This is a genomic window from Streptomyces sp. NPDC021093, from assembly GCF_044333135.1.
GTDB lineage: Bacteria > Actinomycetota > Actinomycetes > Streptomycetales > Streptomycetaceae > Streptomyces.
Map to the genome: position 1 here is coordinate 239,471 of NZ_JBIRQJ010000002.1, position 24,059 is coordinate 263,529.

A 24,059-nucleotide genomic window follows, 5' to 3' on the forward strand; every position below is an offset into this window, starting at 1 on the left:
AGCCCTTCCCCCGGGCCACGTGATCGAGGAAAGGAAAGACGCGTGGCTGGAGAACCTGGATTTCTGATCCTCTCGCACCAGCTGATGTCCATGGTGGGCCCGCTTGCTACCGCGTTGAGCCGCCGTGGAATCAAAACCTACGTACTGGCATCGAAGCCGACGCGGGACGTGGATTCGGGATGGCGGTCCGAGGTGGAAACCCTGTACATCACCGATGCCCATGCGCTTCACAGTTCGGACATCGACCTCTTCTTGAAAGAGCTGTCCGCGGCGGACGTGAATCTGCTCGGATGCGTGACCGTCTGGGACGCCTACCGGGAGCTGATGGCATACGCGAACCAGCAGATCGGGACGGCCGACCTTTCGGAGGAGGGAGTACGCCTCCTCCGTGACAAGCTGGCCATGCGGGAATGCCTTCGCGAAGCAGGGCTGTCGGAAGTGACAGCCTGGCCGCTCGAAGAGGACCGCTATCTTTCCTTGCAGGACCGAACGCGCTATTTCATCAAGCCGCGGGAGGGTCTTGCCTCTCTGGGTGCGTTCCGCGCCGACCGGCTCGGTGAGTTCGGAGAACTCGACACCCTCTGGGAAGGGGCACAGGGCGACAGCGCCTATGCGGGTGTCTTCACCGGGCGCCGTTCCTTCATCCTGGAAGAATTCATCGACGGCATCGAGTGCAGCTTCGAAGTCAGTGTGCTCGAAGGTGAGTCGACGGTGCATGCCGTGCACGAGAAGATCGACCTCCAGCAGTCCGGCCGGACGACACTGGAGAACGCCTGTGTCTGCCCGCCCAGATCGCTCGACCCCGGCGAGGTCGGAGCCGGCATCGCCTACGTACGGCGCTGCTTGCGGGCACTTGGCGTGACCACCGGCGTCTACCACGCCGAAGCACGCTTCCAGCGAGGCCGCGGTTGGGAGCTGGTCGAGGCCAATCCCCGTATCGGCGGGGCGTGCATCGTGCCGAGCACCCGCCGGCACAGCGGAGTCGACCTCCTGGAACGCTGGCTCGACCTCCTGCTGGGCCAGGCAGCCCCGTCCGACGGGCCGGGCCAATCCACGGACCGCAGCACCTTCTTCCGCGTCTTCTTCGGTGAACCGGGAAGGCAGATCGCGCGGTTGGACCGTCGGCCCGGACGGATCGAGGCGTTGGAGGAGAAGATATTCGTGAAGGAGGGCGAACATCTCCCCCTCGTCGACCGGGAGATATTCATCGGCCAGGCGCTGTGGGACATCACCTCGCTGAACCCGGACGTCCTTGAGGACTTCTTCCACGAGACCGAGTCCCACCTCAAGGTCGAGTACCGCCCATGAACATCGTCATCCTCCACAGGATCCCCTTCGCCAGGGTTCGCTACGACATGGCGATCGACCATGAGGAACACACCGTCCGCTATCTCGGTGCGGCCGGAGGGTTCGACGGCGTTCCGACTCCTTCGGAGCACCGGGTCCTCGAAGGCCCCACCAGTGACACGCGGGCGCTCGCCAAGCAGCACGCCGACTGGCTGGGCGAAGCGGACCGGCTGATCGCCCGCTCCGAGTACGACCTGCTCCCGGCCGCCCTGCTGCGTGAGGAGTTCGGCATCCCGGGCGACCTGCCGGACGCGGTGCTGCCGGTGCGCGACAAGTGGCTGATGCGCACGCTGGCGGCCGACGCCGGAGTTCCGCAGCCCTCGTTCTGGAGTGCCGAGGAGTTCCGCCGGGATGCGCCCGGCGAGGGAACGTATCTGGTCAAGCCAAGGCTTGAGGCATCGAGCAGCGGTATCGAACTCGGGGGGACGGAGCGGATCCTCGCAGTGCTGGACGGCGTCGAGGATCCCGAAGGCGTCTTCGTCGAGGAATTCGTACCCGGGGAGATCTGGCACCTCGACGGCTACGTCCAGAGCGGCGAGTTCGGGCCCGTCGTCTGCAGCGCCTACGTCGGCGACTGCCTCAGCTTCGCCTTCGGCAGCCCGCTCGGATCGGCCCAGCGGCCCGACGAGCCGGGCGCGCTGTCCCTGCTGCGTCGGACACTGGCCGCGCTGGGGCAGAGCGACGGCTGCTTCCACTTCGAGGCCATCCGCGCGCAGGACGGCCGGTTCCTCTTCCTGGAGACCGCGAGCCGGGTGGGTGGGGCCGGAGTGGCGGACACCTTCGAGCTGCGCACCGGAATCAACCTCTACCAGGCGGATCTGCGACACCAGCTCGGAGGCCTCCCGCCGGACTCCCTGCCGGAGTTGTCGTCGGACTACTACGGCTGGTTCGTCTATCCGGCGCACCACAGTGCCGAGCGCACGGTCCTTGATTTCGACCCTGCCCTGTATGCGGGCCGCCTCCGCTCATTCATTCAGAACGCCAGCCCTGCCTCCCGTCCCGGACAGATCACTTATGCGACGGGAGCGACGCCGCTCTCCGGAATCGCACAGGGCACCGCAACAGGTGTACGGACCACCCTGGAAGAGATATTCGCCAGGACAGCAGTTTTGGAGCAGCGATGAGTAGCGATTGCTTTGTCGTAACCGGATACAACAACACTCGGATTTATGACATTGCCAAGTTGCGCGAAATCTGCCGCCAGGAGTACGGGGCGAAGGTCGTCCTGGTCACGGAGCAGGCGAAGCCGGAGGACCACGAGGCAGCCGATGTGGTCCTGGTGTCCCGGCTCGGCGAGGTCGGTTCGGCCGACGCCGCCGAGCCGATCGCCGCGGAACTGCGCCGACTGGGCCTGAAGCCCGTGGGGATCCTCCCCTTCTCCGATCGCGGCGTGCCCATGGGTGCGTGCCTGGCAAGCTACTTCGCACTGCCCGGTGCCGATCCGGCGCAGGCACTGATCGGTCTCGACAAGCGGCGATTCCGCAGGCTCGAAGCCGGGGCCGCGGCCCATCCGGCCGGCTACGAGCCCTTGCGGAGCCTGCCGGTCGGCACACTCGACGAGTTCGAGGCCGCAGTCGAGCGGCTCGGCGGCACCGCCTTCGTCAAACCCGTCGGCGAGGGCAACAGCCGCGGCTGCCAGGCCGTGTCCGGCGTGAGCATGTGCCGGAGCGTCTGGGAGACGTTGGAGCCCTACCACCGCACAGGTGTCATGGTCGAGTCCCTGGTGCGCGACGCGCACGAGTACAGCTGGGACTTCGTCGGGGGTTTCCGGTGGCTGACAGAGAAGCGGACCACGACGCGGAGCCGGTTCCGTGCCGAGGTGCAGCAGATCGTGCCGGCGCCGCTGGAGCCGGCCGAGGACGACGCCCTGGACCGGGCCGGCGAGCACGTCCGGCAGCTGGTCTCCACCAGCAGCGGTGCGTTCCACAACGAGCTGTTCCTCCGGGCGGACGGCGTTTCGGCGGTGGAAACCAACATGCGCCCGGGTGGCATGCACATCTGGGACCTGGCCCAGCTCTCCTTCGAGGACTTCGATCCTTGGCGCACCTGGCTCCGGTGGGCGGTGAGCGGGGAAACGAGGCACATCAAGCTGAAGCCGCGTGCCTACAGCGGAATCCGCATGCTCGCTGCCCCGAGCGACGGCATCCTGATTTCCCTTCCCGACATTTCGAAATTGGCCCAGGAACTCGAAATCCCGGTGCATCGAGCAGTGTTCACGAAGTCCGTTTCGGACCGAGTCAGTGCCGATGTCATGGACAATTCCGGGTTTATCGGCCACATCATACTGGTCGCCGATCACAGCAAGACGCTCGTGGACCGACTGGATGAGCTGGCCCATGCCGTCGAGGCACAGACCGTGGTCCATCCCCGATGAGGATCCGCGAATTCCCAAGGAGCTGTCGTGCATAGCTGGCGTATTCAGGTCTTCCTCGGGTCGCGCATGTTCTCCACCGTCGGTGACCAACTTCTGCAGTTCGCGGTACCGCTCATCGTCTACACCGCGACCGGGAGCGTGTCCCTGGCAGGTCTGGCCTTCATGGTCGAGTGGCTGCCGCGGCTGTTCTCGCTCCCCGTCGCCGGTCTGCTGACCGACCGGTTCGGGGGGCGCCGCGTCTACACCGTCGCCGACGGGCTGCGAGCCGTTGCCTGCGCGCTCACCCTGCTGGCGCTGTTCCGCTGGCCCGCCCACACCTTCGCCTGGACCGCCGCCCTCATGGCCGTCTGCGCCTTCTGCTACGCGCAGGCGTTCATCGCACTGGAATCGACCGTGCCCGACCTGGTGCCGGAGAAGGACCTGGCGAAGGCGCAGAGCGTGCTCCAGGTGATCAACAGCGGTGCGGGGGTGTTCGGTCCTGCCCTCGGCGGCGTACTGCTGATCTGGATCCCCCCGACGCACCTGTTGTCGGTCGCCGGGGCGATGTTCGCGGTGAGCGCCCTCGGGGTGCTCGCGCTCAAGGGCATCGGAAGCCAGGCTTCGCGGGATGCCGGTGCGGTGCGGCGAAGCGTGTCGGACGACCTCCGTGTCGGCGTCCGCAGCCTGACGGCCAAGCCGGTACTGCTGTCTCTCGTCGGGGTGAGCATGGTGGTCAACCTCATGGTCGGGCTCGCCGTGGCGACAGGGGCAGCCCTGACCGTCGGGCACTTCAAGCAGGACGACAGCGTATTCGCCAGCCTCCAGATGGCCGTGGGAGTGCTTTCCATTGCCGCCTTCGTCCTCATGCCGTGGCTGTTGCGCCGCGTTTCGGTCTACCGGATCGGCGCCGTCGCCTTCGTCGTGAGCGCCGTCGGGGGAGTGCTGATGGGCGCGGCCCCGACGTTCCCGGCCTATGTCCTCGGCTATGGCCTCTGCATCGGCCTGTGCGGGCTCTTCAACGTCTTCATCCGTCTCGAACGGCTGCACTGGATCGAGCCGGAGGAGCGAGGGCGGGTCATCAGCCTGATCGTGCTGCTCAACCAGAGCACGATGCCGATGGCCGGGTTGCTGGTGGCGGTGGTCGGCGGATGGCTTCCCGTGCAGACGCTCTTCCTGGTGGTCGGAGCGGTGGCTTCGATCGTTTACGTGCTCGTGCTCCGTCCGTTGAAGTCGCGGGCCGTCACAGCACAACCGGTTGAGCAAGCACTCAGTGGCTGACCGTTTCAGTGGCTGACTATTTCGAGAGTGAACGGAGGAGAAAACTCAATGAGCAGTGACGAGTTGTACGCGCTCACTGTCCAGGACGTGGTGAAGCAGGCGGCGGACGTGGTGACGATCACGCTTCGGATCGCCCCGGAAATCCGTGACCAGTTCCACTACCTGCCGGGCCAGTACCTCATGGTCCGTCATCCCGGGGGCGGTGAGGACGAATTCCGCTCCTACTCGATCTGCCAGGCGCCGCCTGCCGCGGGCGGGGGTCCGGAGACCGTTCGGATCGCCGTCAGGCTGCTGGGCCCCGGTGGCTTCGGCGAGTTCGCCCACTCGAAGCTGAGCCCGGGTGACACCGTCGACGTCCTTCGGCCGACGGGGCGGTTCCGGCTTCAGCCGGCGGCCCGCCACATCGCGACCGCCGCCGGTTCCGGAATCACCCCCGTCCTCGCCATGGCAGAGGCGGCGTTGCTCCGCGGTGACGAGTTCTCCCTCGTCTATGGAAACCGCACTGAGGAAAGCACCATGTTCGCCGACGAGATAGCCGACCTTGAGGTTCGCTTTCCCGACCGGTTCACAGTCCTTCACGTCCTCTCCCGGGTTCCCCGGGAGCATCATCGCTCCGGCCGCATCGATGCGGCCAACCTGCCTGCGTTGCTCGGAGCCACGGGCTGGGGCGCCACGGATGAGGAAACACACTTCTACCTCTGCGGCCCGGCCGGGATGGTCAAGGACGTGCGGTCCTTCCTCACGGCTGCCGGGGTCGGGCGGAAGCGAGTGCACTCCGAGCTCTTTTCGGCACTGGTCCACTGACCGTCCACTGGCTGACCGTCACATAAATGAGAGCGAGACGATGAAGAGCAACTCGATCATTCCAGGTGTTGTCGACGGACGTGTGAGCGCGTTCCCCAACGAGGACGGTGACATTTCCGTGCACATCGTGATCGGCAAGATCGGAAGCAGCGACGAGACAGGTGACCGTGTCGAACTCATTATCACTCGCGAGAATGCCGGGCGCATCGGCGAGGCCATGATGGCCGGTCGGTCGAACGGTGTTCCGTGCTCCGTGGGCGTGGCCCTCCAGCGCACCCTGGTGTAGCCGATCCCTCCTGCGCGGTCCTTCCTGCGCGGTCCCTCGTCCGCGGCCCCCGCGCGCGGTCCTGCGCGGGTCACCCCACCTCAAGCAACCGCTCGCGGCACTCCGCCACGTCGAAGCCGGCTTTCGGATACTGCGGATCCAGCGCCTCCAGGTGTTCCAGGAGGAGGTTGCTGATCGCCCAGTTCCGGTACCACTTGCGGTCGGCGGGGACCAGGTACCAGGGGGCCGCGTCCGTCGAGCACCGCCGGAGCGCGATCTCGTACGCCTGCTGGTAGGCGGGCCACAGGGCGCGCTCGTCGATGTCGCCCGGGTTGAACTTCCAGTACTTCTCCGGATTGTCGAGCCGTTCGAGCAACCGGCGCTTCTGCTGCCTGTAACTGATGTGCAGGAAGACCTTGACGAGGGTGACGCCGCTGTCGGTCAGGGACTTCTCGAAATTGTTGATCTGGTCGTAGCGGCGCTCGATCTCCGCGGGCGGGGCGAGCTCGCGGACCCGGCCGATGAGTACGTCCTCGTAGTGCGAGCGGTCGAAGATGCCGATCTCGCCCGCCGCCGGGAGCGCCTTGGTGATGCGCCAGAGGAAGGAGTGCGCGCGCTCCTCCTCGGTCGGCGCCTTGAACGCGCGGATCCGGCAGCCCGACGGGTTGAACTGGCCGATGACGTGCTTGACCGTGCCGCCCTTGCCGCTGGTGTCCATGCCCTGGAGCACCAGCAGGACCCGCCGGGAGTCCCCTGCGGTGCTCGACGCGTAGAGGCGCTCCTGGAGGCTGCCGAGGCGTTCGCCCAGCAGAGCGGCGGCGGCCACCCCCGCGGCCTTGTCCTGCGGGCCGACAGGGGTGGCGTCCGCCGCGTGCACCGCGAGGGAGACATGGGAGGCAGGAGGGATGCGGAGGGTGTCGCGGACGGAGTGACCGGACTGGTCCCGCGGCTTGTTCTTCTTGGACATGGGGGCAGCCCTCCGGCGTGGTCGTCGAGGCGGACCACTCGATCGTGCGCCGAATCGGCGCCGGGCGCGAGTCGCTGGGCGCGTACGGCCGGGGCGGCGCCTCAGGGGCGCGGGGCCGTGCCGGACCTGCGGCTCCGCCGCGCGGGCGCGGCCGGCCACAAACGTGCCCGCACATGTTCCCCGCCCCCCGGAGGGAGGCCTTGCGTCAGTCGTCCCAGGGTCCCGTCACCGCGAAGGTCGTCCCCGGTGTGTAGCAGTTGACGTACATGGTCGATTCGTCGGGCGAGAAGGTGACTCCCGCGAACTCGCCCCACTCCGGCTTCTCCGGCGTGCCGATGTTCTGCCGGCCGCGGGCCATCGCGTACACCTGGCCCTTCCTGCTCAGCCCGTACACGTGCTGCGCCCCGTCCCCGTCCTCGCAGACCATCAGTCCGCCGCTCGGCGCCAGACAGATGTTGTCGGGGGACTCGCCCGGCAGCTGGATGTCCGTCGAAGGGCCGAAGACCACGACCAGGGTGAGGCGGCGGCGCCTCGGCTCGTACTTCCAGATCTGGCCGAAGTGGTCGCGGGCCGAGCCCTCCTTCGAACGGGCGAAGCTGGAGACGAAGTAGACGACGCCGTCGCCCCAGTAACAGCCCTCCAGCTTCTGGGCGTGCGTGATGCCCTTGGGGCCGAAGTCCTGGAAGCGGATGGGGGTTTCCTTGGCGAGCGGGTCCGGGACCGGCACCCACTCCACCCCGCCGAAGCACTTCCCCGTCTCGTGGACGGCGGACAGGTCAGGGACGCCCGGGACCCGCATCGCTTCCAGGGTGCCGCCGGCCCGCAGCGAACCCACTCCGCCGTGCGGCTTCTCGGGGAGGAAGCGGTAGAAGAGGCCGAAGGGGCGGTCGAAGGCGTCCTCGGTCTCGTACACGATGCCGCTCTTGGGGTCGACCGCGATCGCCTCGTGCTGGAAGCGGCCCATCGCGGTCAGCGGGACCGCGCCGGTGCGGTGCGGGTCGGCCGGGTCGACCTCGAAGATGAAGCCGTGGTCCTTGGTGTAGCCGTTGGTGCCGGCCTTGTCCTCGGTCTCCTCGCAGGTCAGCCAGGTGCCCCAAGGGGTGGGCCCGCCCGCGCAGTTGACGGCCGTGCCGGCGACTCCGACCCGTTCGTCGCGTACGTTGCCGCGGCCGTCGAGGGTGAGGACCGTACAGCCGCCCTTGCCCATCGGGTCGTACGTCAGGCCCTTGACCGTGGGGACGGGGATCTTGCCGGAGACCCGGTTCTCGTGGTTGCGCACCAGGTGGACCCGGCCGCGGTGGCCCCTGAAGGCCGCCATGCCGTCGTGATTGCTCGGTACCCTGCCCTCGCCCGAGCGGAGCGGATCGCCCTCGCGGGAGAGGACCCTGTAGCGGAAGCCCCGGGGGAGGTCGAGCAGGCCCTTCGGGTCGGGCAGCAGCGGCCCGTACCCCGCGCGGCCGTGCCCTCCGCCGCGCGGTCCGGCCAGTGCCGTACCCGCGAAGACTTCGGAGAGTGCACCGGTGAAGGCGATCCCGGCACCCAACGCACCTGTGCGAGCGAGGACTTGACGACGCGAAGCGGTTCTCGCGGCTGCTTCTGATGTTTCGGACATGAGGCAAACTCCCTGCTGGCGGACAGGAATGTGACCCGCACGTGTGTACCACGCAACAGGTGGCACGTGAACCGTGCGGGCCACAACGCCTCGGGCGGTGCCCGGAGTTACCCCGAAATCGGCGCCGGATCGGACCGGTTGCGCGCACGGGATCGGACCGGTGCGCGCACGGGATCAGACGACCGGAGCGCGCACCGGATCGGACCGGCGCACGCACCGGATCAGACCAGCTTGGCGTCCAGCGTGATGTTCTTGACGCCCGCCAGCGCCTGGCTGACCGGGCAGTTCTTCTTGGCGTCCTCGGCGGCGGCCTGGAAGTCCGCCTCGCTCAGCTCCGGAATCTCGGCCTCCACGGTGAGGACGATGCCGGTGATGCCCTCGCCCGGCTGGAAGGTCACCGCGGCGGACGTGGTGATCCGGGTCGCGGTGTAGCCCTTGCCGGCCAGCCCGTGCGAGAGGGCCATCGAGTAGCAGGAGGAGTGCGCGGCGGCGATCAGCTCTTCGGGGCTGGTCTTGCCGTTCGCCTCCTCGGCGCGCGAGGGCCAGGACACGGCGTAGCTGCCGACGTTGGAGGAGTCGAGCGAGACGGTGCCCTCACCGTCCATGAGGGTGCCGTTCCAAACGGTGTGCGCGTTACGGGTGGTGGCCATGGTGGGTCCCTTCGGGAGCGAACAGATGCAACGCCCTCGAACCTACTGTGCGACGAGGCCCTTCGCGTCCCGGGCCAGTGCCGTCAGCCGGGAGATCGCCCGGAAGTACTTCTTCCGGTAGCCGCCGTTCAGCATCTCGTCACTGAACAGCTTGTCGAACGGCAGCCCGGACGCGAGCACCGGCACCTCGCGGTCGTACAGCCGGTCCGCGAGGACCACGAGCCGCAGCGCGGTCGACTGGTCGGGCACCGGCGTGACCCCGGTCAGACAGACCGCCCGGAGATCGTCCGTCAGCGCCCCGTACCGGCTCGGGTGCACCTTCGCGAGGTGGTCGAGCAGGGCGGGGAAGGCGTCCAGGCTGGCGCCTCCGGTCGCGTACGCGGCCTTCGTGACCTGCTCGTCGGTGTACGGAGGCGGAGCTTCCGGAAGCCCCCGGTGCCGGTAGTCCTCACCGTCGATGCGCAGCGGCCTGAAGTGCGCCGAGAGGCCCTGGATCTCGCGCAGGAAGTCGGCGGCCGCGAACCGGCCCTCGCCGAGCTTGCCCGGCAGCGTGTTGGAGGTCGCGGCCAGCGCCACACCCGCCTCGACCAGCCTGCTGAGCAGCGAGGACACCAGCACCGTGTCCCCCGGGTCGTCCAGCTCGAACTCGTCGATGCACAGCAGCCGGTGCCCGCTCAGGGTGGCCACGGTCTGCTGGAAGCCGAGCGCGCCGACCAGATTGGTCAGCTCCACGAACGTGCCGAAGGCCTTCAGCGACGGCTCGGCGGGCGTCGCGTGCCAGAGGGAGGCCAGCAGGTGCGTCTTGCCGACGCCGTACCCGCCGTCGAGGTACACCCCGCGCGGCCCGGCCGACGCCTTCGCGGCGGGCTTCTTCGCGAACCAGCGCCGCTTCCCGCTCTCCGGCGTGGCCCCGAGCCCCGCCGCGAAACCGCTCAGCACGGTGACGGCCTCGGTCTGGCTGGACTGCTTCGGGTCGGGCACGTACGTATCGAAACGTACGGAGTCGAAGCGCGGCGGCGGCACCATCTCGGCCACGAGCCGGTCTGCGGGGACGCGGGGCTCGCGGGCGCACAGGGAGAGGGGGACCGCGTCGGCTATGGGGCCGGAGCCCTGCTCGGACACGGACGACGACTTCGGCAAAGACGGCTGTGAGGACGACACAACCGTCCACTCTAAGCTCCGCTCCGGGCTGCGCGGGCACCGTGCCAGACTGCCTCCCATGCGACGCCTGTTCCCTGTGACCGACGAGACACCGCACGTAGCGACCGAGCAGAGCGGGGAGGGGGACCCGGAGCGCTGCGGGGAGTGGAGCCTGGACGCGCTGGCCGACGCCTACGCGTACCCCGCGGACCGGGAGGTGTGGCTGCGCGCCAACATGGTCTCCTCGCTGGACGGCGCGGCCCAGCACGACGGCCGTTCCCAGCCGATCTCCTCCGCCACCGACATGCGGATCTTCGGCACCCTGCGCTGTCTGGCCGACGTGGTCGTGGTGGGCGCGGAAACGGTACGTCTTGAGGGCTACCGGCCCGCCCGCGCCCGCGAGGCCTTCGCGGCACGCCGGGAGGCGGCCGGACAGGCCCCGGTCCCCGCGATCGCCGTCGTCAGCGCGAGCCTCGACCTGGACTTCTCGCTTCCGCTCTTCGTCTCCCCGCTCGTACCGACCCTGGTGCTGACCGGTGCCACGGCCCCCCTGGACCGCATCCGCGCGGCCCGCGAGGCCGGGGCCGAGGTGCTGATCGCCGGGGACGGCGGCCGGGTGGAGCCCGCCAAAGCGGTACGGGCCCTCGCCGATCGCGGCCTGACCAGGCAGCTCACCGAGGGCGGGCCGCGGCTGCTGGCCCAGTTCATCGCGGACGGGGTACTGGACGAGCTGTGCCTGACGGTGTCCCCGATGCTCACGGCGGGCCGTGCCCAGCGGATCGCGGACGGGCCGGGTCGTGAGGTTCCGGATCGCTTCGTACTGGCGTCGATTCTGGAGGAGGCCGGGTTCCTTTACACCCAGTACCGTCGGAATCAATGCGAAAAGTGATCATTGGTCTAGGGTCGACAAAGAGCGGAATTCACCGTTCCGGTTAGCTCCCGGTGGGCACACTTACTTCGCGGTCCCCGTGCGGGCACGGGGAAGGATGGTTTCCGCAAGGTTTCGCAGCGGCCGGTGCGCACAGGCGTACGGGCCAGAGAAGGAGAAAGGGCGCCCGACATGTTCACGAGCGTATTGATGATCGAGAAGCCCCTCACTGCGGCCGACGTGGAGTTCGTCACGACCCTGCACGGCGATGAGTCCGTCTCGTTCGTGGTCCTGATGCAGCCACGCGGCGACCAGGCCGACGTACTGCTCAGAGCCATCGACGACGTCGCACTGGGCGAACTGGACGAAGCGGTCCGCGAGGGCGACGAGCCGGAGGGCCCGGCCGCCAGGCCCCTCGCCGTCCAGGCCCTGTCGGTGTCCCTTGAGGCGCTGCGCCAGGCCGGCAGCGAGGCGGTGGGCCAGGTGGTGGAGGACCACCCGCTGGACCTGCTGAGGTCGGTGGTCGACGAGACGGGTGCGGACGAGGTGATCGTCCTGACGGCGCCGCACTACGTCGAGGAGTTCTTCCACCGCGACTGGGCTTCGCGGGCCCGCCACAAGGTCGGCGTACCGGTGCTCAAGCTCTTCTCGCACAGCGAATAGGCTGGGCCCCTTCAGGACCCCCTATCACCCGCACCACTGGGAGACACGCGCATGGCACCCGGCATCCCCACCGCTCTGGACCGACCGCACTTCATCGGCATCGGCGGCGCCGGAATGTCGGGCATCGCCAAGATCCTCGCCCAGCGCGGGGCGAAGGTCGCGGGCAGCGACTCGAAGGAATCCGCCACGGCCGAGGCGCTGCGCGCACGGGGCGCCACGGTCCACGTCGGGCACGCCGCGGGGAACCTGGCGGACGACGCCACGAGCGTCGTGGTGTCGTCCGCGATCCGCGAGGACAACCCCGAGCTGGTCCGCGCCGCCGAGCTGGGCATCCCGGTGGTCCACCGCTCCGACGCGCTCGCCTCCCTCATGCACGGCCTGCGCTCGATCGCGGTCGCCGGCACCCACGGCAAGACCACCACCACCTCGATGCTCGCCGTCGCACTTACCGAGCTCGCCCTCGACCCCTCGTACGCCATCGGCGGCGACCTGGCGGGCCCCGGCACCAACGCCACGCACGGCGAGGGCGACATCTTCGTCGCCGAGGCGGACGAGAGCGACCGCAGCTTCCAGAAGTACGACCCCCAGGTCGCGATCGTCCTCAACGTCGAGCTGGACCACCACGCCAACTACGCCTCGATGGACGAGATCTACGACTCCTTCGAGACCTTCGTCGGCAAGATCGTCCCCGGCGGCACGCTCGTCATCAACGCCGACCAGCCGGGCGCCGTCGAGCTGACCTCCCGCCTCCGCGACCTCTCGATGCTCAACATCGTCACGTACGGCGACTCCGCCCAGGCGGACGTACGGGTCCACAAGATCACCCCGCGCGGTCTGACCAGCGAGGTCACCGTCCTCCTGAACGGCAAGTTCCTCACCTTCACGGTCTCGGTCCCCGGCGCCCACTACGCGCACAACGCCGTCGCCGCCCTCGCGGCGGGCGTCGCCCTGGGCCTCCCGGCCCACAACCTGGCCTCCGCGCTGGGCGCCTACACGGGCGTGAAGCGCCGCCTCCAGCTCAAGGGCGAGGAGCAGGGCGTCCAGGTCATCGACTCGTACGCGCACCACCCCACGGAGATGACGGCCGACCTGGAGGCGATGCGCGGAGCCACCGCCTCCGACTCCTCCGAATCCCGCCTCCTGGTCGTCTTCCAGCCCCACCTCTTCTCCCGCACCCAGGAACTCGGCAAGGAGATGGGCGAGGCCCTCGCCCTCGCGGACGCCTCGGTGGTCCTCGACATCTACCCGGCCCGCGAGGACCCGATCCCCGGCATCACGAGCGCCATGATCGTCGACGCGGCGAAGGCGGCGGGCGCGGACGTGACGGCCGTCTCCGACAAGTCGGCGATCCCCGACGTGATCGCGGGAATGTCCCGACCCGGCGACCTGGTTCTCACCATGGGCGCGGGCGACGTGACGGACCTGGGCCCGGAGATCCTGGCGCGACTCGCGCGGAAGTAAGGGGACAGCTGTTATGCCGTACGACATCGAGAAGCCCGACGAGCAGTGGCGCGCTGAGCTGAGCCCGGCCGAGTACGCCGTCCTCCGCCAGGCCGGCACCGAACCGGCCTTCGTCGGCGAATACACCGACACCAAGACGGCGGGCGTCTACTCCTGCCGCGCCTGCGACGCCGAACTGTTCCGCTCGGACACCAAGTTCGAGTCCCACTGCGGCTGGCCGTCCTTCTACGACCCGAAGGACACCGACGCCGTCGAGCTCATCTCGGACCGCTCGCACGGCATGGTCCGCACCGAGGTCCGCTGCGCGAAGTGCGGCTCCCACCTGGGCCACGTCTTCGAGGGCGAGGGGTATCCGACGCCGACGGACCAGCGGTACTGCATCAACTCGATCTCGCTGCGGCTGGCGGCGGACGAGGGCTGACGGGACGGATCCCGACGGGACGGATCCCGACGGGACGGACCGGGATTCCCCGGGTGCGCGAAGGCTCACCCGGGGCACGTCCGTTCTCACCCGGGGCAGGTCCCGTCCTTCCCCTGGTTCGTCCGGTACGACTCCGGTGGGCGGTAGCCCTTCGGGCGGGGGAACTCGACGACCGGGACGGGCTTGCAGACGGGCCAGTTGCCGTTTCCCGCGGTGAAGCCGAAGTTCCCGCTCGCGCCCCTGACGCAGCCCTGGCACTTGTTGCCGGGCAGTATCCGCATGTTTCTGATCGTGTTGGTGACGTCGTGCGTGGAGGGCAGCCGGCGTTCGGCGAAGCCCTCGTTGGCTTCGGCGAAGGCTTCCGACAGGACCTGGAACGCGTCGTAGTGCATGATCGCGTAACCGTCGTCCAGGGCGGGGCCCTTGATCCCGGCCTCCTTGTCCATGGCCGCGGCGAACGGTGCGAACTGCGTGGGCGCGCCCTGGCCCGCACGCCATGAAGGGCCGTCCGTGGGCGCCGCGTTGAGGGTGACGACCTTCGCCTGTTCCATCTGCTTGCGGGAGTCGTCGGTGAGGATCCGCGAGGTGAGCCCGGTGGAGACGCGCAGGATCCGGATGGTGTGCATGCCCTTGCGGTCCTGGCACTCGGGTTCCTTGGCGATCGCCTCCACCAGATACGGCAGGTCCCAGTCCCGGCCCGCCAGGAACACCGTGTCCGAGCCCGTCTTGCAGATGCCCTCGGCGGCGGACGCCACGGCGTGCGGCGCGCCCTGGTAGGGGCCCATGGTGCCCACGTACGAGCTCTGCCGGATGTCCAGCCGGTAGGCCTTGCCGAAGCGTTTCTCCAGCTCCGCCTTGGTGTTGGTGACGTAGTTGTCCTGGGCGCGTGAGTCCCAGACGAGATAGCCCTGGTTCTTTCCCGGGCTGTTCTTGAGGTACTCGGCGAGGGCGGCGACGGAGTTGCGGTTGTTGGGGGCCGTCTTGAAGAGCGTCTCGGACTGGATGTCGGGGGAGCTGAGCACGCCGCTGACCGCCGGGATGCCCGCGGCGCTCAGGGCGTTCGCCGCGTCGAGCGTGTCCTGTTCGCTGTTGGGCAGGCCCATCACACCGACGAGCGGCGAATCGCTGTCCTTCGGCTCCTGAACCCTCGCGAGGTCCGCGGCCCTGGTCACGGCGGGGCGCCACAGCGAGAGGTGCGTGCCGATGTTGCCCAGCAGCAGCTGGAAATTGACGCCGGTCTGGGCGCTGTTGGCCCTGAGCTGCGCGGTGTAGGCGCCCGCCAGGCTGTGCTCGATGAGCTCGGCGGTCATCGCCCCGGACTCGGAGGCGTTGAACGGAAGCAGCAGGGCGACCTTCACGTAGGGCTTCTTGTGGGCGTCCTCCGCGGGGCGCTCCCAGGCGTCGCGCACCCGCTGGTTCTCCTCGGCGACGTCCGTCACCAGGCGGGAGAAGCGCGGATCGGGGCCGTCGGCGCCGGGTCTGAAGGACGGCGACGAGGCCGTGGCGTCCAGCAGGCCGACGCACTCGCCCTGCTGCTCCTCAAGGCCCTGCGCGCAGTCGCCCCTGGTGATCCACGGCACCACGAAGAGTGCCGCGACGCCCAGGAGGACGAGGGCCAGCACACCCGCCACGACCTTCTCGGCGGTCCCGGGCGGGCGGTGCCGCAGACGGGTGTAGGGGCGTACGAACACCAGCCGGCCAAGCCCCCGTGCTGGACGGACGAAGAACTCAGTGGCTTTCATCGCGGCTCCCTTCGGGGCCAGGGCCAGGGCCAGGGGCAGGGCTTGAGCCTGGGCCTGGGCCTGGGGCAGGGTCAGGGCCAGGTGCGGCGCCGGGCGTCGGTGCGGCGCCCGGAGCGGGACCCGGCGCGGCACCCGGCGCGGCACCCGGAGTCGGCGCTGCGCCGACGGCAGGTTCGGCGGAGGGCGGGGTGCGCAGCTCACGCAGTTCGTCGTGCCACTCCTGGGCCGCGTCGTACAGCGTGCCCGCGCCCGTGGAGTGCCGCGCCGACAGGAGTTCGAGCTCCCACTTGATCCGCCCGCACAGCGTCTCGTCCGGTGCGGTCAGCGGGTCGGCGGCCAGCCACACCGCATGCAGCAGCCGGTGTACGGAGCGCTGTACGGAGTCCCCGGCGAGCTCCGTGCCGGGCGTCCCCGTGGCGACGGACAGGCACCCGCCCGCCCAGTCGGCGCGCGGCGGATGCGGGGCGGACGCCACCTGCCACAGGGTGCGCAGCCACTCCTGCGCGGAGGCGGGCGGCCGGAACAGCTCCGCCAGCCGCAGCGCCACCTGCTCGGCGTGGTCGCCCGCGAGCGCATGGTGCAGGGCCTGGGTGCGCTGCCCCGCGTTCACGTGGTGCTGGTTCAGCAGGGCGTGGATGCCGGACCAGGTCTGCGGCGGATGCGTGGACTCCGGTTTGCGGCGGCGCAGTTCCTGGACGAGCACGGCCCGCAGGAACGGGTCGGCGACGAACGGCCGCGGCACCGGCGCCCCGTACTCCGACCGCAGATAGCCGTAGACGGTCTCGACCGCCGCGCGCTCGGCGTCGGAGCCGAGATAGCGGTCCGCCAGGGCGCGCGCCGCGGCGCCGTCCCGGGCCACCGAGAACAGGACCAGATTGCGGCGCAGATGCGCGTCCGGCACGAGCTGGGCCGCGATCTGATGGGTCACCGACTGCCCGGCCAGCTGCAGCAGCCCCAGATCGTGCCCGGCCGTGGACGCGGCGCGCGGATCGGCGGCGACGGCGTCCCTGACCAGCCCGCACCCCAGCGGCGAACCCTGGGTGAACCGGCGTACGGAGCGCGGCAGTTCGGACCTCGGGGGCGGGTCGGCGGACATCAGCATCGATACGATGTCGGCGCGCTCCAGCGGCGGCAGGGGCAGGGCGATGAGCCCGGCGGACGCGGACCCGGCCGACGGCCGCTGCCAGCCGCTCGCCCCGCCCGCGACCTGCGCCAGGGTGCGCACCGCCGCATCGGGCCCGGCCCGGTGCCGGGCGTCGCCGCGCGCGGTGGCCACCAGGATCAGCGGATCGCGGGCATCCCCCGCCCGGCAGTCCAGCAGCTGTCCCAGGAGCCGGGAGCCCGGTGCGGCGTGCACGTCGTCGAGCAGCAGCAGCGGCCTGGGGGTGCGGTTGAGGCGTGCCCAGCCGCTGTAGTGGGACCGCAGGTCCGCCAGGAGCGCCGCCGCGAGCGAGGCCTCGGACTCCTCCTGGAGGTCGTCCCCCAGATGGAAGGAGCGGCACAGTTCGCTCAACGGCTGCGCGCCCCGGTCGGGCCCGAGGCGGTCCGCGTAGAAGGCCTCTGTGTCGCGGACCTCCCGCCGGTTCAGATACCGCTTGGCGAACAGCTTCACGCAGGTGTCGGCGACCGGGGTGAGTTCGCCCTGGTCGCCCAGCGGCAGCAGGTCGTTGACGTCCTGCACCCAGCTGTCCGCCGCAGGGGAACCCCCGGGGACCAGACCGCACTTGGTGAGCAGCAGCCGCATCCGGGCCTGGGCGACCCGCTGCTCCTGCTGGTCGCCGCGGTGCCAGGCGGAGACGGCCGCGAGCCCGGTCCACAGGCGTGGCAGCCGCACCCGCCGGTATCCGTCGATCCGGGCGCAGAGCCCGCAGGCCACCGCGGCCAGGAGGTGGGCGCCCGGTGACGTGTTGGACACCATCGCCTCGCGGAGGACGGGGCCCGCGTCGCGTGCGCAGTTCACCTCGGCCACCGGCAGACGCGCGTGGTACGCGCCGAACAGGGCGTCCAGGACCGCGGTGCGACCGCTGCCGTGCGGCCCGGTCAGCAGCAGTGCGGGCGGGTCGACGGGGTGCGCCTGCCGCAGGAGCTCCGGTTCCTTGGCGTCGAGGCCCACCAGGCGCGGCACCAGATCGTGCAGCAGGACGTCCCGGCCGTACAGTCTGCTCACGCTCGTCCTCCCTGCTCCGCGCCCATCAGCCGCCGCCGATCAGTCTCGTCAGGATGGGCCCGATGGTCTGCAACAGCCCTTGCGCCGCAGCCGAGTTGGGGGCCGTCGCCAGTTGGTCCCTGATCCGGGCGGCAAGGGTGCGCTGTCTGCCGGGCTGCGGAGGAAGGGCGCCGGTGCGGCGCAGTTCCTCGCTGTCCCGCAGGAGTTGGTCCAGTCGCTCGGCGTCCAGGTCGAGTCCGGGGGCCCGGTCGTGGATCGTGTCGACGAAGTTCATGATGTTGCCGTAGGTGACGTGGAAGTCGCCCTGGACGGTGCCGATGTGGATGCCGGCCTGGGCGGGTTCACGGGCCAGATATGCCGATACCCCGCGGCCGTCGGTCGCACACCGCCGCCCTGCCGCGGTCAGCGACACCCGGGCCGTGACGCTGTCACCGCTCAGTACGAGCAGACCCGCCCCGCGCAGAAAGCGCGCGCTGCCCTCGACGTCGGCCAGGCTGAGCGGGCTGCCGTGGAAGAAGACCTGTTCGGAGACGAAGAACTCCTTCAGGCGCGGCAGGCGCCCGGTGCGCTCCTGCTCCTGCGCCCAGTCGAGCAGGGCGTCCTCGGCGTAGCGGTGCAGGGTGCCCAAGTCATGGAGTTCTTCGGAGAGTTCGAGGGCGAGCGCGAGCCCTTCGGGGGTGAGCTCCGCGTCGGGCGGCGGCCGTTCCCCGTCCTCGTGGGCCCGTACCAGGCCCCGCTCCTGGAGGTCCTCGACGACTGCGGCGACCCCGAGCGCCGGTTTGTTCTGCTGCCGGGCGAACCCACCTGTCGGCACCGGCACATGGGCGCGGCTGCCGCACTGCTCCAGGAGCCAGAGGAGCAGACGCACCTCGTAGCGTCCCAGTGCGGCTGTGCGTTGCGTCATCGTGACCCCAACCCCCGTTGGCACAGCGTTTTTGCTGCGAAGCCTGCGAACGCCCGAACCTACCCCCGATCCGGGTCTGCCACCAGGCCACGTGCGCCCCTTGATCCCCACAGCCAACGGCCCGTGTGCTGTCCGGTCGTGGGATACCAAGAGGCTTACTGTGCAAGGGAGTTGATCGTACGTCAGATCTCCGGCGCTGCCAGTGCCAACGCCGCGAAGGTGGCCAGCCAGTGGTCCGTCGTGAAGTCTCCCGAGTCGGTGTGCGGGAGCGCCGCCGTCAGGTGAGCCTCGGCGGAGGTACGGAGGAGGGGGGTGCGGGGGTCGGCCGGGGGCAGGGCGGCGGCGATGTTCCGCAGGGCGTAGGCACGGCTGAGGGAGAGCCCGATGAGGTGGCCGATCTGCGGGTCGGCGGGGTCCGCGACCACGGGCGGGGCGAGGAGCGGGGAGTCGCTTTCCAGCGCGGGGAGAAAGCGGTCCAGCCAGCCGGCGAAGGCGTCGCCGGGCATGGTCCGCCGTACCGCGTCGGCCTCGGCGAGGACGGGGGAGAGGAAGTCCTGGCCCGAGGGCTCCCAGTGGACCGGGGCGTCGTGGTCGTCCGCGAACCAGCGGGCGAGGGTGGAGCGCACCGGGGCGGCCAGGTCGGCGCGACCGCTGTCCAGGATCAGGCCGAGGGCGAAGGCGCTGTTGGCGTGCGTTCCGTGGCGCACCGGGTACGTGGCCTTCGGGAGCCAGTTCCGTACGAGACCGGCGACTGCCCGTGCGGCGGGCGCGAGGGCCTCGGCCCAGTGGGCGCCCGAGGGGCCCAGTGCGCGGCACTCCGCTTCGAGGAGCAGCAGCCAGGCCCAGCCGTAGGGGCGCTCGAAGGTGGGATGGGAGGTCAAGTAGGCGGCTTCTGACGCCAGGTGAGTTGCCGTCAGATGCTCGTCCAGTACGGCGGTGACGGCTGCGGCGTCGATCTCGGCGGCGTGCCGGCGCAGCAGTCGTACGAGCAGCCAGTGCATGTGGACGGAGGAGTGCCAGTCGTACGCCCCGTAGAACGCGGGGTGCTGCTCGCGCGGGGTGTGCAGGTCTTCCGGGCCCGCGATCAGGTGCATCGGGGCGTAGGGGTAGGGGCGGGTGACGTTGGCCGCCGCGACCTCGGCGAAGGTGCGGGCGTGGGGGGCGAGAGAGCGGATGCTCAATGCGTCGCTCCTTCCGCGACGCGCAGGTCCTGCTCCGTCGTCAGTGCGGCCGTGATGATCGCGCGCAGGCCGTCCGCCATCGACGGGACGGGGAGGGAGGGGAGCGCGCGGTCCGTGACCTGTTCCGGGGCGTACGGGACGTGGACGAAGCCGCCGCGCAGGGCGGGGAGTTCGGTGGCGGCGAGGTGGGCCAGGCCGTAGAAGACGTGGTTGCAGACGAAGGTTCCGGCGGTCTGGGAGACCGAGGCGGGCAGGCCCGCCCCGCGCACCGCGGCCACGCACGCCTTGACGGGGAGCGGGGTGAAGTACGCGGCGGGGCCTTCGGGTGCGATCGGCTCGTCGATGGGCTGGTTGCCCGCGTTGTCGGGGATGCGGGCGTCGTCGACGTTGACCGCGACGCGCTCCACGGTCAGGTCGGGGCGGCCGCCCGCCTGGCCCACACACAGGACCAGGTCGGGGGTGAAGTCCCTTACCGCGGCGCGGAGTTCGTCGTTGGCCCGGCCGAAGACGCAGCTGAGCCGTACGGCGTGGAGCTCGACGCCCTCGGGCGGTGCGTCCCGTACCAGCGAGACCGCCTGCCAGGACGGGTTGACGTCCTCGCCGCCGAAGGGCTCGAAGCCGGTGAGCAGGACGCGGGGGAGGGGAGACATGGGAAGTCCTTGGATGCGAAGGCCGGTTCAGAAGGCGAAGAGGGAGATGACCGCGATGTTGCAGACCAGCAGCGCGCCCGCCGTCGGGATCTGCGCCTTGATCGGCCCGTACTGGTCCTTGAGTTCGAGGAGAGCCGCCGGCACCAGGTTGAAGTTGGCCGCCATCGGCGTGCACAGCGTGCCGCAGAAGCCCGACAGCATGCCGACCGCGAGGACGACCGCGGGGTCGCCGCCGCCCGACTGGATCAGGACCGGCCAGCCGATGGCCGCCGTCATCACCGGGAACGCGGCGAAGGCGTTGCCCATGATGATCGTGAAGAGCGCCATGCCCAGGCAGTAGACGATGACCGAGACGTGGACCATGCCGCTCGGCAGCACCGCCTCGGTGATCTTTCCGACCTGCGCGCCGACGCCCGTCTTCTGGAAGATCGAGCCGAGTACGGCGAGGAGCTGGGGCAGCAGCATGGCCCAGCCCATGGCCTCGACCATGTTGCGGCCCGCGTGGACCGGGACGGCGATCTTCTTCTCGCGGAGCAGGAACATCCCGACGGCGAGCGCCACCAGGGCGCCGACGCCGAGCCCCAGGATGGTCTCGCTGCCGTCCTGGAAGATCGGCTCCCCACCGATGTGGATCTTCTTCACCAGTGTCGCGCACAGCATCGCCACGACCGGAATCGTCAGTGCCGGGATGAAGAGCTTGCTGCCGAAGCGAACGGCGGACGCAGCACGCTGCTCGGGCGTGGTGGTGCTGACCTTGCCGCGCCCGGTGAAGCCGCAGCCCGCCAGCACGATCATGATCAGGACGAGTACGCCGAGGGGCTCCGCGGGTGCCGACTTGTCGACCACCCAGGTGCTGTAGACGAAGCCGACGCCGAGCAGGCCCCAGAAGGCGGCGGTGCCGAACCGCTTGGGGTTCGTACGGTCCAGGAACATCTGCGCGGCCATGATCAGGAAGATCGCGCCGATGAGCCAGTAGAACCACTCTGCCTTGATCACTTGGCCGTCTCCTTGCTGTCGGCCGAGCCTGCGGTGCCGGCCGCGTGCACGGCCTTGAGCTCGCGGGCCATCTGGCGGTCGAGGCGCAGCAGGCGTGCGCCGTGGATGAAGAAGGCGCAGACGGCGGTCGGGATCGCCCACAGGGCCAGGTGAAGGGGTTCGAGGTGCTGGTTGTACGTGGTGTTGACGAAGCCGGTGATCAGCAGGATCGAGCCGATGGCGAGGAAGCAGTCCTCGCCGAAGAACAGGCCGACGGTGTCGGAGCCCGAGGAGTGCGAACGCACCTTCTCGCGCCACTTCTCGGGCAGCGGACCGTACTTCTTCTCGGCCGCGGCCTCCGCCATCGGCGCGACCAGCGGGCGTACGGTCTGGGCCGGACCGCCGAGGCTGGTGAGCCCGAGCGCCGAGGTGAGCTGGCGCAGCCCGAGGTAGAGGGTGAGGAAGCGGCCCGTGGTGAGCTTGGTGAAGCGGGAGATGAGGCGGCGGGCCTGTTCCTGGAGCCCGTAGCGCTCCAGGAGGCCGATCACCGGCAGTGTGATCACGAAGATCGTCACGGACCGGCTGGAGGCGAAGCCCTCGCCGAACGAGGCGAGCACCTCGCGCGGCGACAGGCCGCCGAGCAGGCCGGTGGCTATGCCGGCGACGCCGACCACCAGCAGGGGATTGCGTCGGGTGGCGAATCCTGCGATCACCACGACGACGCCGAGAAGGACGATCATGCGTCGCCCGCCTTCCAGTCAGTCGGTCTCGGTCCGCACGGGACGACCAGCTGAGTGCGGCTGAGGCAGCTGAGTGGTGGCGTGGCGGACTAGCGGATTCCGGTGACAGTAAGGTATTGCTCAACAATCCCACAATGGTTTCCACCATGCGGATCTCTGGTGACACTCCGTCGACGGGGGAGCGGCGAGGAATCGAGGAGGAGCTGTGAGGTTTGGCGAGGGCACGGAATCCGGCACCGGCAGCGGTGGTGAAAGCCGTGGTGAAAGCCGTGGTGGCAGCGGTGCAGGCAGCGGTATTGACGGCGGTATCGGCACTGCTCAGCGCGTTGCCTCGTCCCTGCGCGACCGCATCGCCGAGGGCGGTCTGAAGCCCGGCGAGCAGCTGCCCGAGGCGGCGCTCGCCCAGGCGTACGGGGTCTCGCGCAACACGGTGCGCGAGGCGTTCCGGCTGCTGGTGCACGAGCGGCTGGTGGTGCACGAGTTCAACCGGGGTGTCTTCGTACGCGTGCCGGGTCCGGCCGACATCGTCGACATCTACGCGGTGCGGTTCGCGCTGGAGACCGCGGGGGTACGTGCCGCGGGCCCGGCATCGCCGCGGCTCGTCGCCGACGTGCTCCGCGCCGTGGAGGACGGCGAGCGTGCGGCGGCTGCCGGCGACTGGCCGCGCGTCGCCGACGCGGGCATCCACTTCCACCGCGCGCTCGCGGCCCTCGCGGGCAGCCCGCGCACCGACTCCTACATGAGCGCGATCCTCGCCGAACTCCGCCTGGTCTTCCAGGCGATGCCCTCCCCGGCCCACCTCCACGAACCCTTCGTGGGCCGCAACCGGGTCATCGCCGACCTCGTCCGGAGCGGGGAACTCGGCGCGGCAGAAGCCGAGTTGAAGAGCTATCTCGCCGACTCGCGGCAACTGATCCTCGACACACTCAACACCCAAGCGGAGGTACGAGCATGACCGCAGCAGCATCGGTAGCAGCGGCCCGCACGCCCGAGACGGCGGAGGCGGCCGAGGTGGGCAAGGCGGCCGAGGTGGACGAGGCGGCCAGGGTGGACGAGACGGCCGGGGTGGACGAGGCGGCCGGGGTGATCGACCTCAACGCCGACCTCGGCGAAGGCTTCGGCCGCTGGACGCTCACCGACGACGAGGCACTGCTGTCCGTCGTCACCAGCGCCAACGTCGCCTGCGGCTTCCACGCGGGCGACCCCGTGACGATGCGCCGGGTGTGCGAGCTGGCCGCCGAGCGCGGGGTACGGATCGGCGCCCAGGTCTCGTACCGCGACCTGGCGGGCTTCGGGCGGCGCGCGATGGACGTGCCCCCCGACGAGCTGGCCGCCGAAGTCGCGTACCAGATCGGCGCGTTGGAGGTCTTCGCCCGAGCGGCGGGCTCCCGCGTCGCCTACGTGAAGCCGCACGGCGCGCTCTACAACCGCACCGTCGACGACGCGGAGCAGGCAGCGGCCGTCGTCGCCGGGGTACGGATGGCGGGCGGTGACCTGCCCGTCCTCGGCCTCCCCGGCTCGGAACTCCTCGCGGAGGCCGAGAGCGCCCAACTCGTCCCCATTCCCGAGGCGTTCGCCGACCGCGCCTACACCGTGCACGGCACCCTCGTGTCCCGGCGCGAGCCCGGTGCGGTGATCCACGACCCGGACGAGGTGGTCGCCCGCTCGGTCGCGATGGCCACGGGCGGCGGGGTCACCGCGCTGACCGGCGAACGTATCCCGGTCGAGGCCCGCTCGCTGTGCCTGCACGGCGACACTCCTGGCGCCGCGGAACTCGCAGGCCGGGTGCGGGCCCAACTGCTGCGCGCGGGAGTCAAGTTGGAGGCGTTCGCGTGAGCACCCGCAGGCGTGCCCGTACGGGCGCTGCCGCC

23 protein-coding genes are annotated in these 24,059 nt (G+C 69.9%); 12 read left to right on the top strand and 11 right to left on the bottom strand.

Annotated elements, in window-relative coordinates; all coding sequences use genetic code 11:
- The first annotated feature begins 42 nt into the window (after window positions 1-42).
- Genes ACH4SP_RS06165 through ACH4SP_RS06190 form a run of 6 tightly spaced genes read left to right on the top strand, consistent with a single transcriptional unit; the run spans window position 43 to window position 6,068 of the window.
- Window positions 43-1,308: an acetyl-CoA carboxylase biotin carboxylase subunit family protein gene (locus ACH4SP_RS06165; RefSeq protein WP_398410098.1), complete on the top strand. Its 1,266-nt coding sequence runs from the start codon at window positions 43-45 to the stop codon at window positions 1,306-1,308.
- Window positions 1,305-2,471 (top strand): acetyl-CoA carboxylase biotin carboxylase subunit family protein, encoded by a 1,167-nt coding sequence (locus tag ACH4SP_RS06170; RefSeq protein ID WP_398410102.1) that lies wholly within the window; start codon window positions 1,305-1,307, stop codon window positions 2,469-2,471. Before ACH4SP_RS06165 ends, ACH4SP_RS06170 begins: the two co-directional genes overlap by 4 nt.
- Window positions 2,468-3,721, top strand: coding sequence for an acetyl-CoA carboxylase biotin carboxylase subunit family protein (locus tag ACH4SP_RS06175; protein WP_398410105.1), 1,254 nt, complete (start codon window positions 2,468-2,470; stop codon window positions 3,719-3,721). Before ACH4SP_RS06170 ends, ACH4SP_RS06175 begins: the two co-directional genes overlap by 4 nt.
- Window positions 3,722-3,748: 27 nt before the next feature.
- Entirely contained in the window at window positions 3,749-4,978 is a 1,230-nt protein-coding gene (locus ACH4SP_RS06180) for an MFS transporter (RefSeq protein ID WP_398410109.1), read from the top strand.
- 48 nt (window positions 4,979-5,026) lie between these two features.
- Window positions 5,027-5,782 (top strand): FAD-binding oxidoreductase, encoded by a 756-nt coding sequence (locus ACH4SP_RS06185; RefSeq protein WP_398410114.1) that lies wholly within the window; start codon window positions 5,027-5,029, stop codon window positions 5,780-5,782.
- Between the two features lie 40 nt (window positions 5,783-5,822).
- A complete protein-coding gene (locus ACH4SP_RS06190) occupies window positions 5,823-6,068 on the top strand; it encodes a hypothetical protein (RefSeq protein WP_398410118.1) in 246 nt (81 codons plus the stop codon).
- A gap of 70 nt (window positions 6,069-6,138) precedes the next feature.
- Here the strand turns inward: ACH4SP_RS06190 and ACH4SP_RS06195 are convergent, their stop codons facing one another.
- The 4 genes from ACH4SP_RS06195 to zapE all read right to left on the bottom strand — a co-directional run bounded on the left by ACH4SP_RS06195 (window position 6,139) and on the right by zapE (window position 10,374).
- Entirely contained in the window at window positions 6,139-7,014 is an 876-nt protein-coding gene (locus ACH4SP_RS06195) for a polyphosphate kinase 2 family protein (protein ID WP_398410121.1), read from the bottom strand.
- A gap of 205 nt (window positions 7,015-7,219) precedes the next feature.
- The gene (locus ACH4SP_RS06200) at window positions 7,220-8,626 is read right to left on the bottom strand and encodes an alkaline phosphatase PhoX (protein WP_398410126.1); all 1,407 of its coding nucleotides are present in this window, start codon (window positions 8,624-8,626) and stop codon (window positions 7,220-7,222) included.
- Between the two features lie 221 nt (window positions 8,627-8,847).
- Window positions 8,848-9,276, bottom strand: coding sequence for an OsmC family protein (locus ACH4SP_RS06205; RefSeq protein WP_398410132.1), 429 nt, complete (start codon window positions 9,274-9,276; stop codon window positions 8,848-8,850).
- 42 nt (window positions 9,277-9,318) lie between these two features.
- A complete protein-coding gene (gene zapE, locus ACH4SP_RS06210; RefSeq protein ID WP_398411761.1) occupies window positions 9,319-10,374 on the bottom strand; it encodes a cell division protein ZapE in 1,056 nt (351 codons plus the stop codon).
- Between the two features lie 121 nt (window positions 10,375-10,495).
- Between zapE and ACH4SP_RS06215 the strand changes: the two genes are divergently transcribed.
- The 4 genes from ACH4SP_RS06215 (at window position 10,496) to msrB (ending at window position 13,829) form a co-directional block, all read left to right on the top strand.
- Window positions 10,496-11,305, top strand: a complete 810-nt coding sequence (locus ACH4SP_RS06215) for a pyrimidine reductase family protein (RefSeq protein ID WP_398410136.1) — start codon at window positions 10,496-10,498, stop codon at window positions 11,303-11,305.
- A 171-nt stretch (window positions 11,306-11,476) separates the two neighbouring features.
- A complete protein-coding gene (locus ACH4SP_RS06220; RefSeq protein WP_398410141.1) occupies window positions 11,477-11,947 on the top strand; it encodes an indole-3-glycerol phosphate synthase in 471 nt (156 codons plus the stop codon).
- Window positions 11,948-11,998: 51 nt separating this feature from the next.
- Window positions 11,999-13,408 (top strand): UDP-N-acetylmuramate--L-alanine ligase, encoded by a 1,410-nt coding sequence (gene murC / locus ACH4SP_RS06225; protein ID WP_398410148.1) that lies wholly within the window; start codon window positions 11,999-12,001, stop codon window positions 13,406-13,408.
- 13 nt (window positions 13,409-13,421) lie between these two features.
- On the top strand, window positions 13,422-13,829 hold the full coding sequence (gene msrB, locus ACH4SP_RS06230; RefSeq protein ID WP_398410155.1) for a peptide-methionine (R)-S-oxide reductase MsrB: 408 nt from the start codon (window positions 13,422-13,424) through the stop codon (window positions 13,827-13,829).
- 86 nt (window positions 13,830-13,915) lie between these two features.
- Here the strand turns inward: msrB and ACH4SP_RS06235 are convergent, their stop codons facing one another.
- The 7 genes from ACH4SP_RS06235 to ACH4SP_RS06265 form a co-directional block, all read right to left on the bottom strand.
- Entirely contained in the window at window positions 13,916-15,571 is a 1,656-nt protein-coding gene (locus tag ACH4SP_RS06235; protein WP_398410158.1) for a hypothetical protein, read from the bottom strand.
- Window positions 15,558-17,738, bottom strand: a complete 2,181-nt coding sequence (locus ACH4SP_RS06240) for an ATP-binding protein (protein ID WP_398410161.1) — start codon at window positions 17,736-17,738, stop codon at window positions 15,558-15,560. The genes ACH4SP_RS06235 and ACH4SP_RS06240 overlap by 14 nt, the downstream gene beginning before the upstream one ends.
- A gap of 25 nt (window positions 17,739-17,763) precedes the next feature.
- The gene (locus tag ACH4SP_RS06245) at window positions 17,764-18,642 is read right to left on the bottom strand and encodes a hypothetical protein (RefSeq protein ID WP_398410164.1); all 879 of its coding nucleotides are present in this window, start codon (window positions 18,640-18,642) and stop codon (window positions 17,764-17,766) included.
- Between the two features lie 182 nt (window positions 18,643-18,824).
- Window positions 18,825-19,823 carry a DUF2891 domain-containing protein gene (locus ACH4SP_RS06250; RefSeq protein WP_398410170.1) on the bottom strand — a complete coding sequence of 333 codons (999 nt, stop codon included), beginning with the start codon at window positions 19,821-19,823 and terminating at the stop codon, window positions 18,825-18,827.
- The gene (pcp, locus tag ACH4SP_RS06255) at window positions 19,820-20,473 is read right to left on the bottom strand and encodes a pyroglutamyl-peptidase I (RefSeq protein WP_398410172.1); all 654 of its coding nucleotides are present in this window, start codon (window positions 20,471-20,473) and stop codon (window positions 19,820-19,822) included. Before pcp ends, ACH4SP_RS06250 begins: the two co-directional genes overlap by 4 nt.
- A 27-nt stretch (window positions 20,474-20,500) precedes the next feature.
- Complete coding sequence (locus tag ACH4SP_RS06260; protein ID WP_398410176.1) at window positions 20,501-21,469, bottom strand: DUF979 domain-containing protein; 969 nt, start codon at window positions 21,467-21,469, stop codon at window positions 20,501-20,503.
- Entirely contained in the window at window positions 21,466-22,188 is a 723-nt protein-coding gene (locus ACH4SP_RS06265) for a DUF969 domain-containing protein (protein WP_398410179.1), read from the bottom strand. Before ACH4SP_RS06265 ends, ACH4SP_RS06260 begins: the two co-directional genes overlap by 4 nt.
- A gap of 205 nt (window positions 22,189-22,393) precedes the next feature.
- Between ACH4SP_RS06265 and ACH4SP_RS06270 the strand changes: the two genes are divergently transcribed.
- On the top strand, window positions 22,394-23,143 hold the full coding sequence (locus tag ACH4SP_RS06270; protein ID WP_398410183.1) for a GntR family transcriptional regulator: 750 nt from the start codon (window positions 22,394-22,396) through the stop codon (window positions 23,141-23,143).
- A gap of 128 nt (window positions 23,144-23,271) precedes the next feature.
- On the top strand, window positions 23,272-24,024 hold the full coding sequence (locus tag ACH4SP_RS06275) for a LamB/YcsF family protein (protein ID WP_398411763.1): 753 nt from the start codon (window positions 23,272-23,274) through the stop codon (window positions 24,022-24,024).
- The last annotated feature ends 35 nt before the right edge of the window (window positions 24,025-24,059 follow it).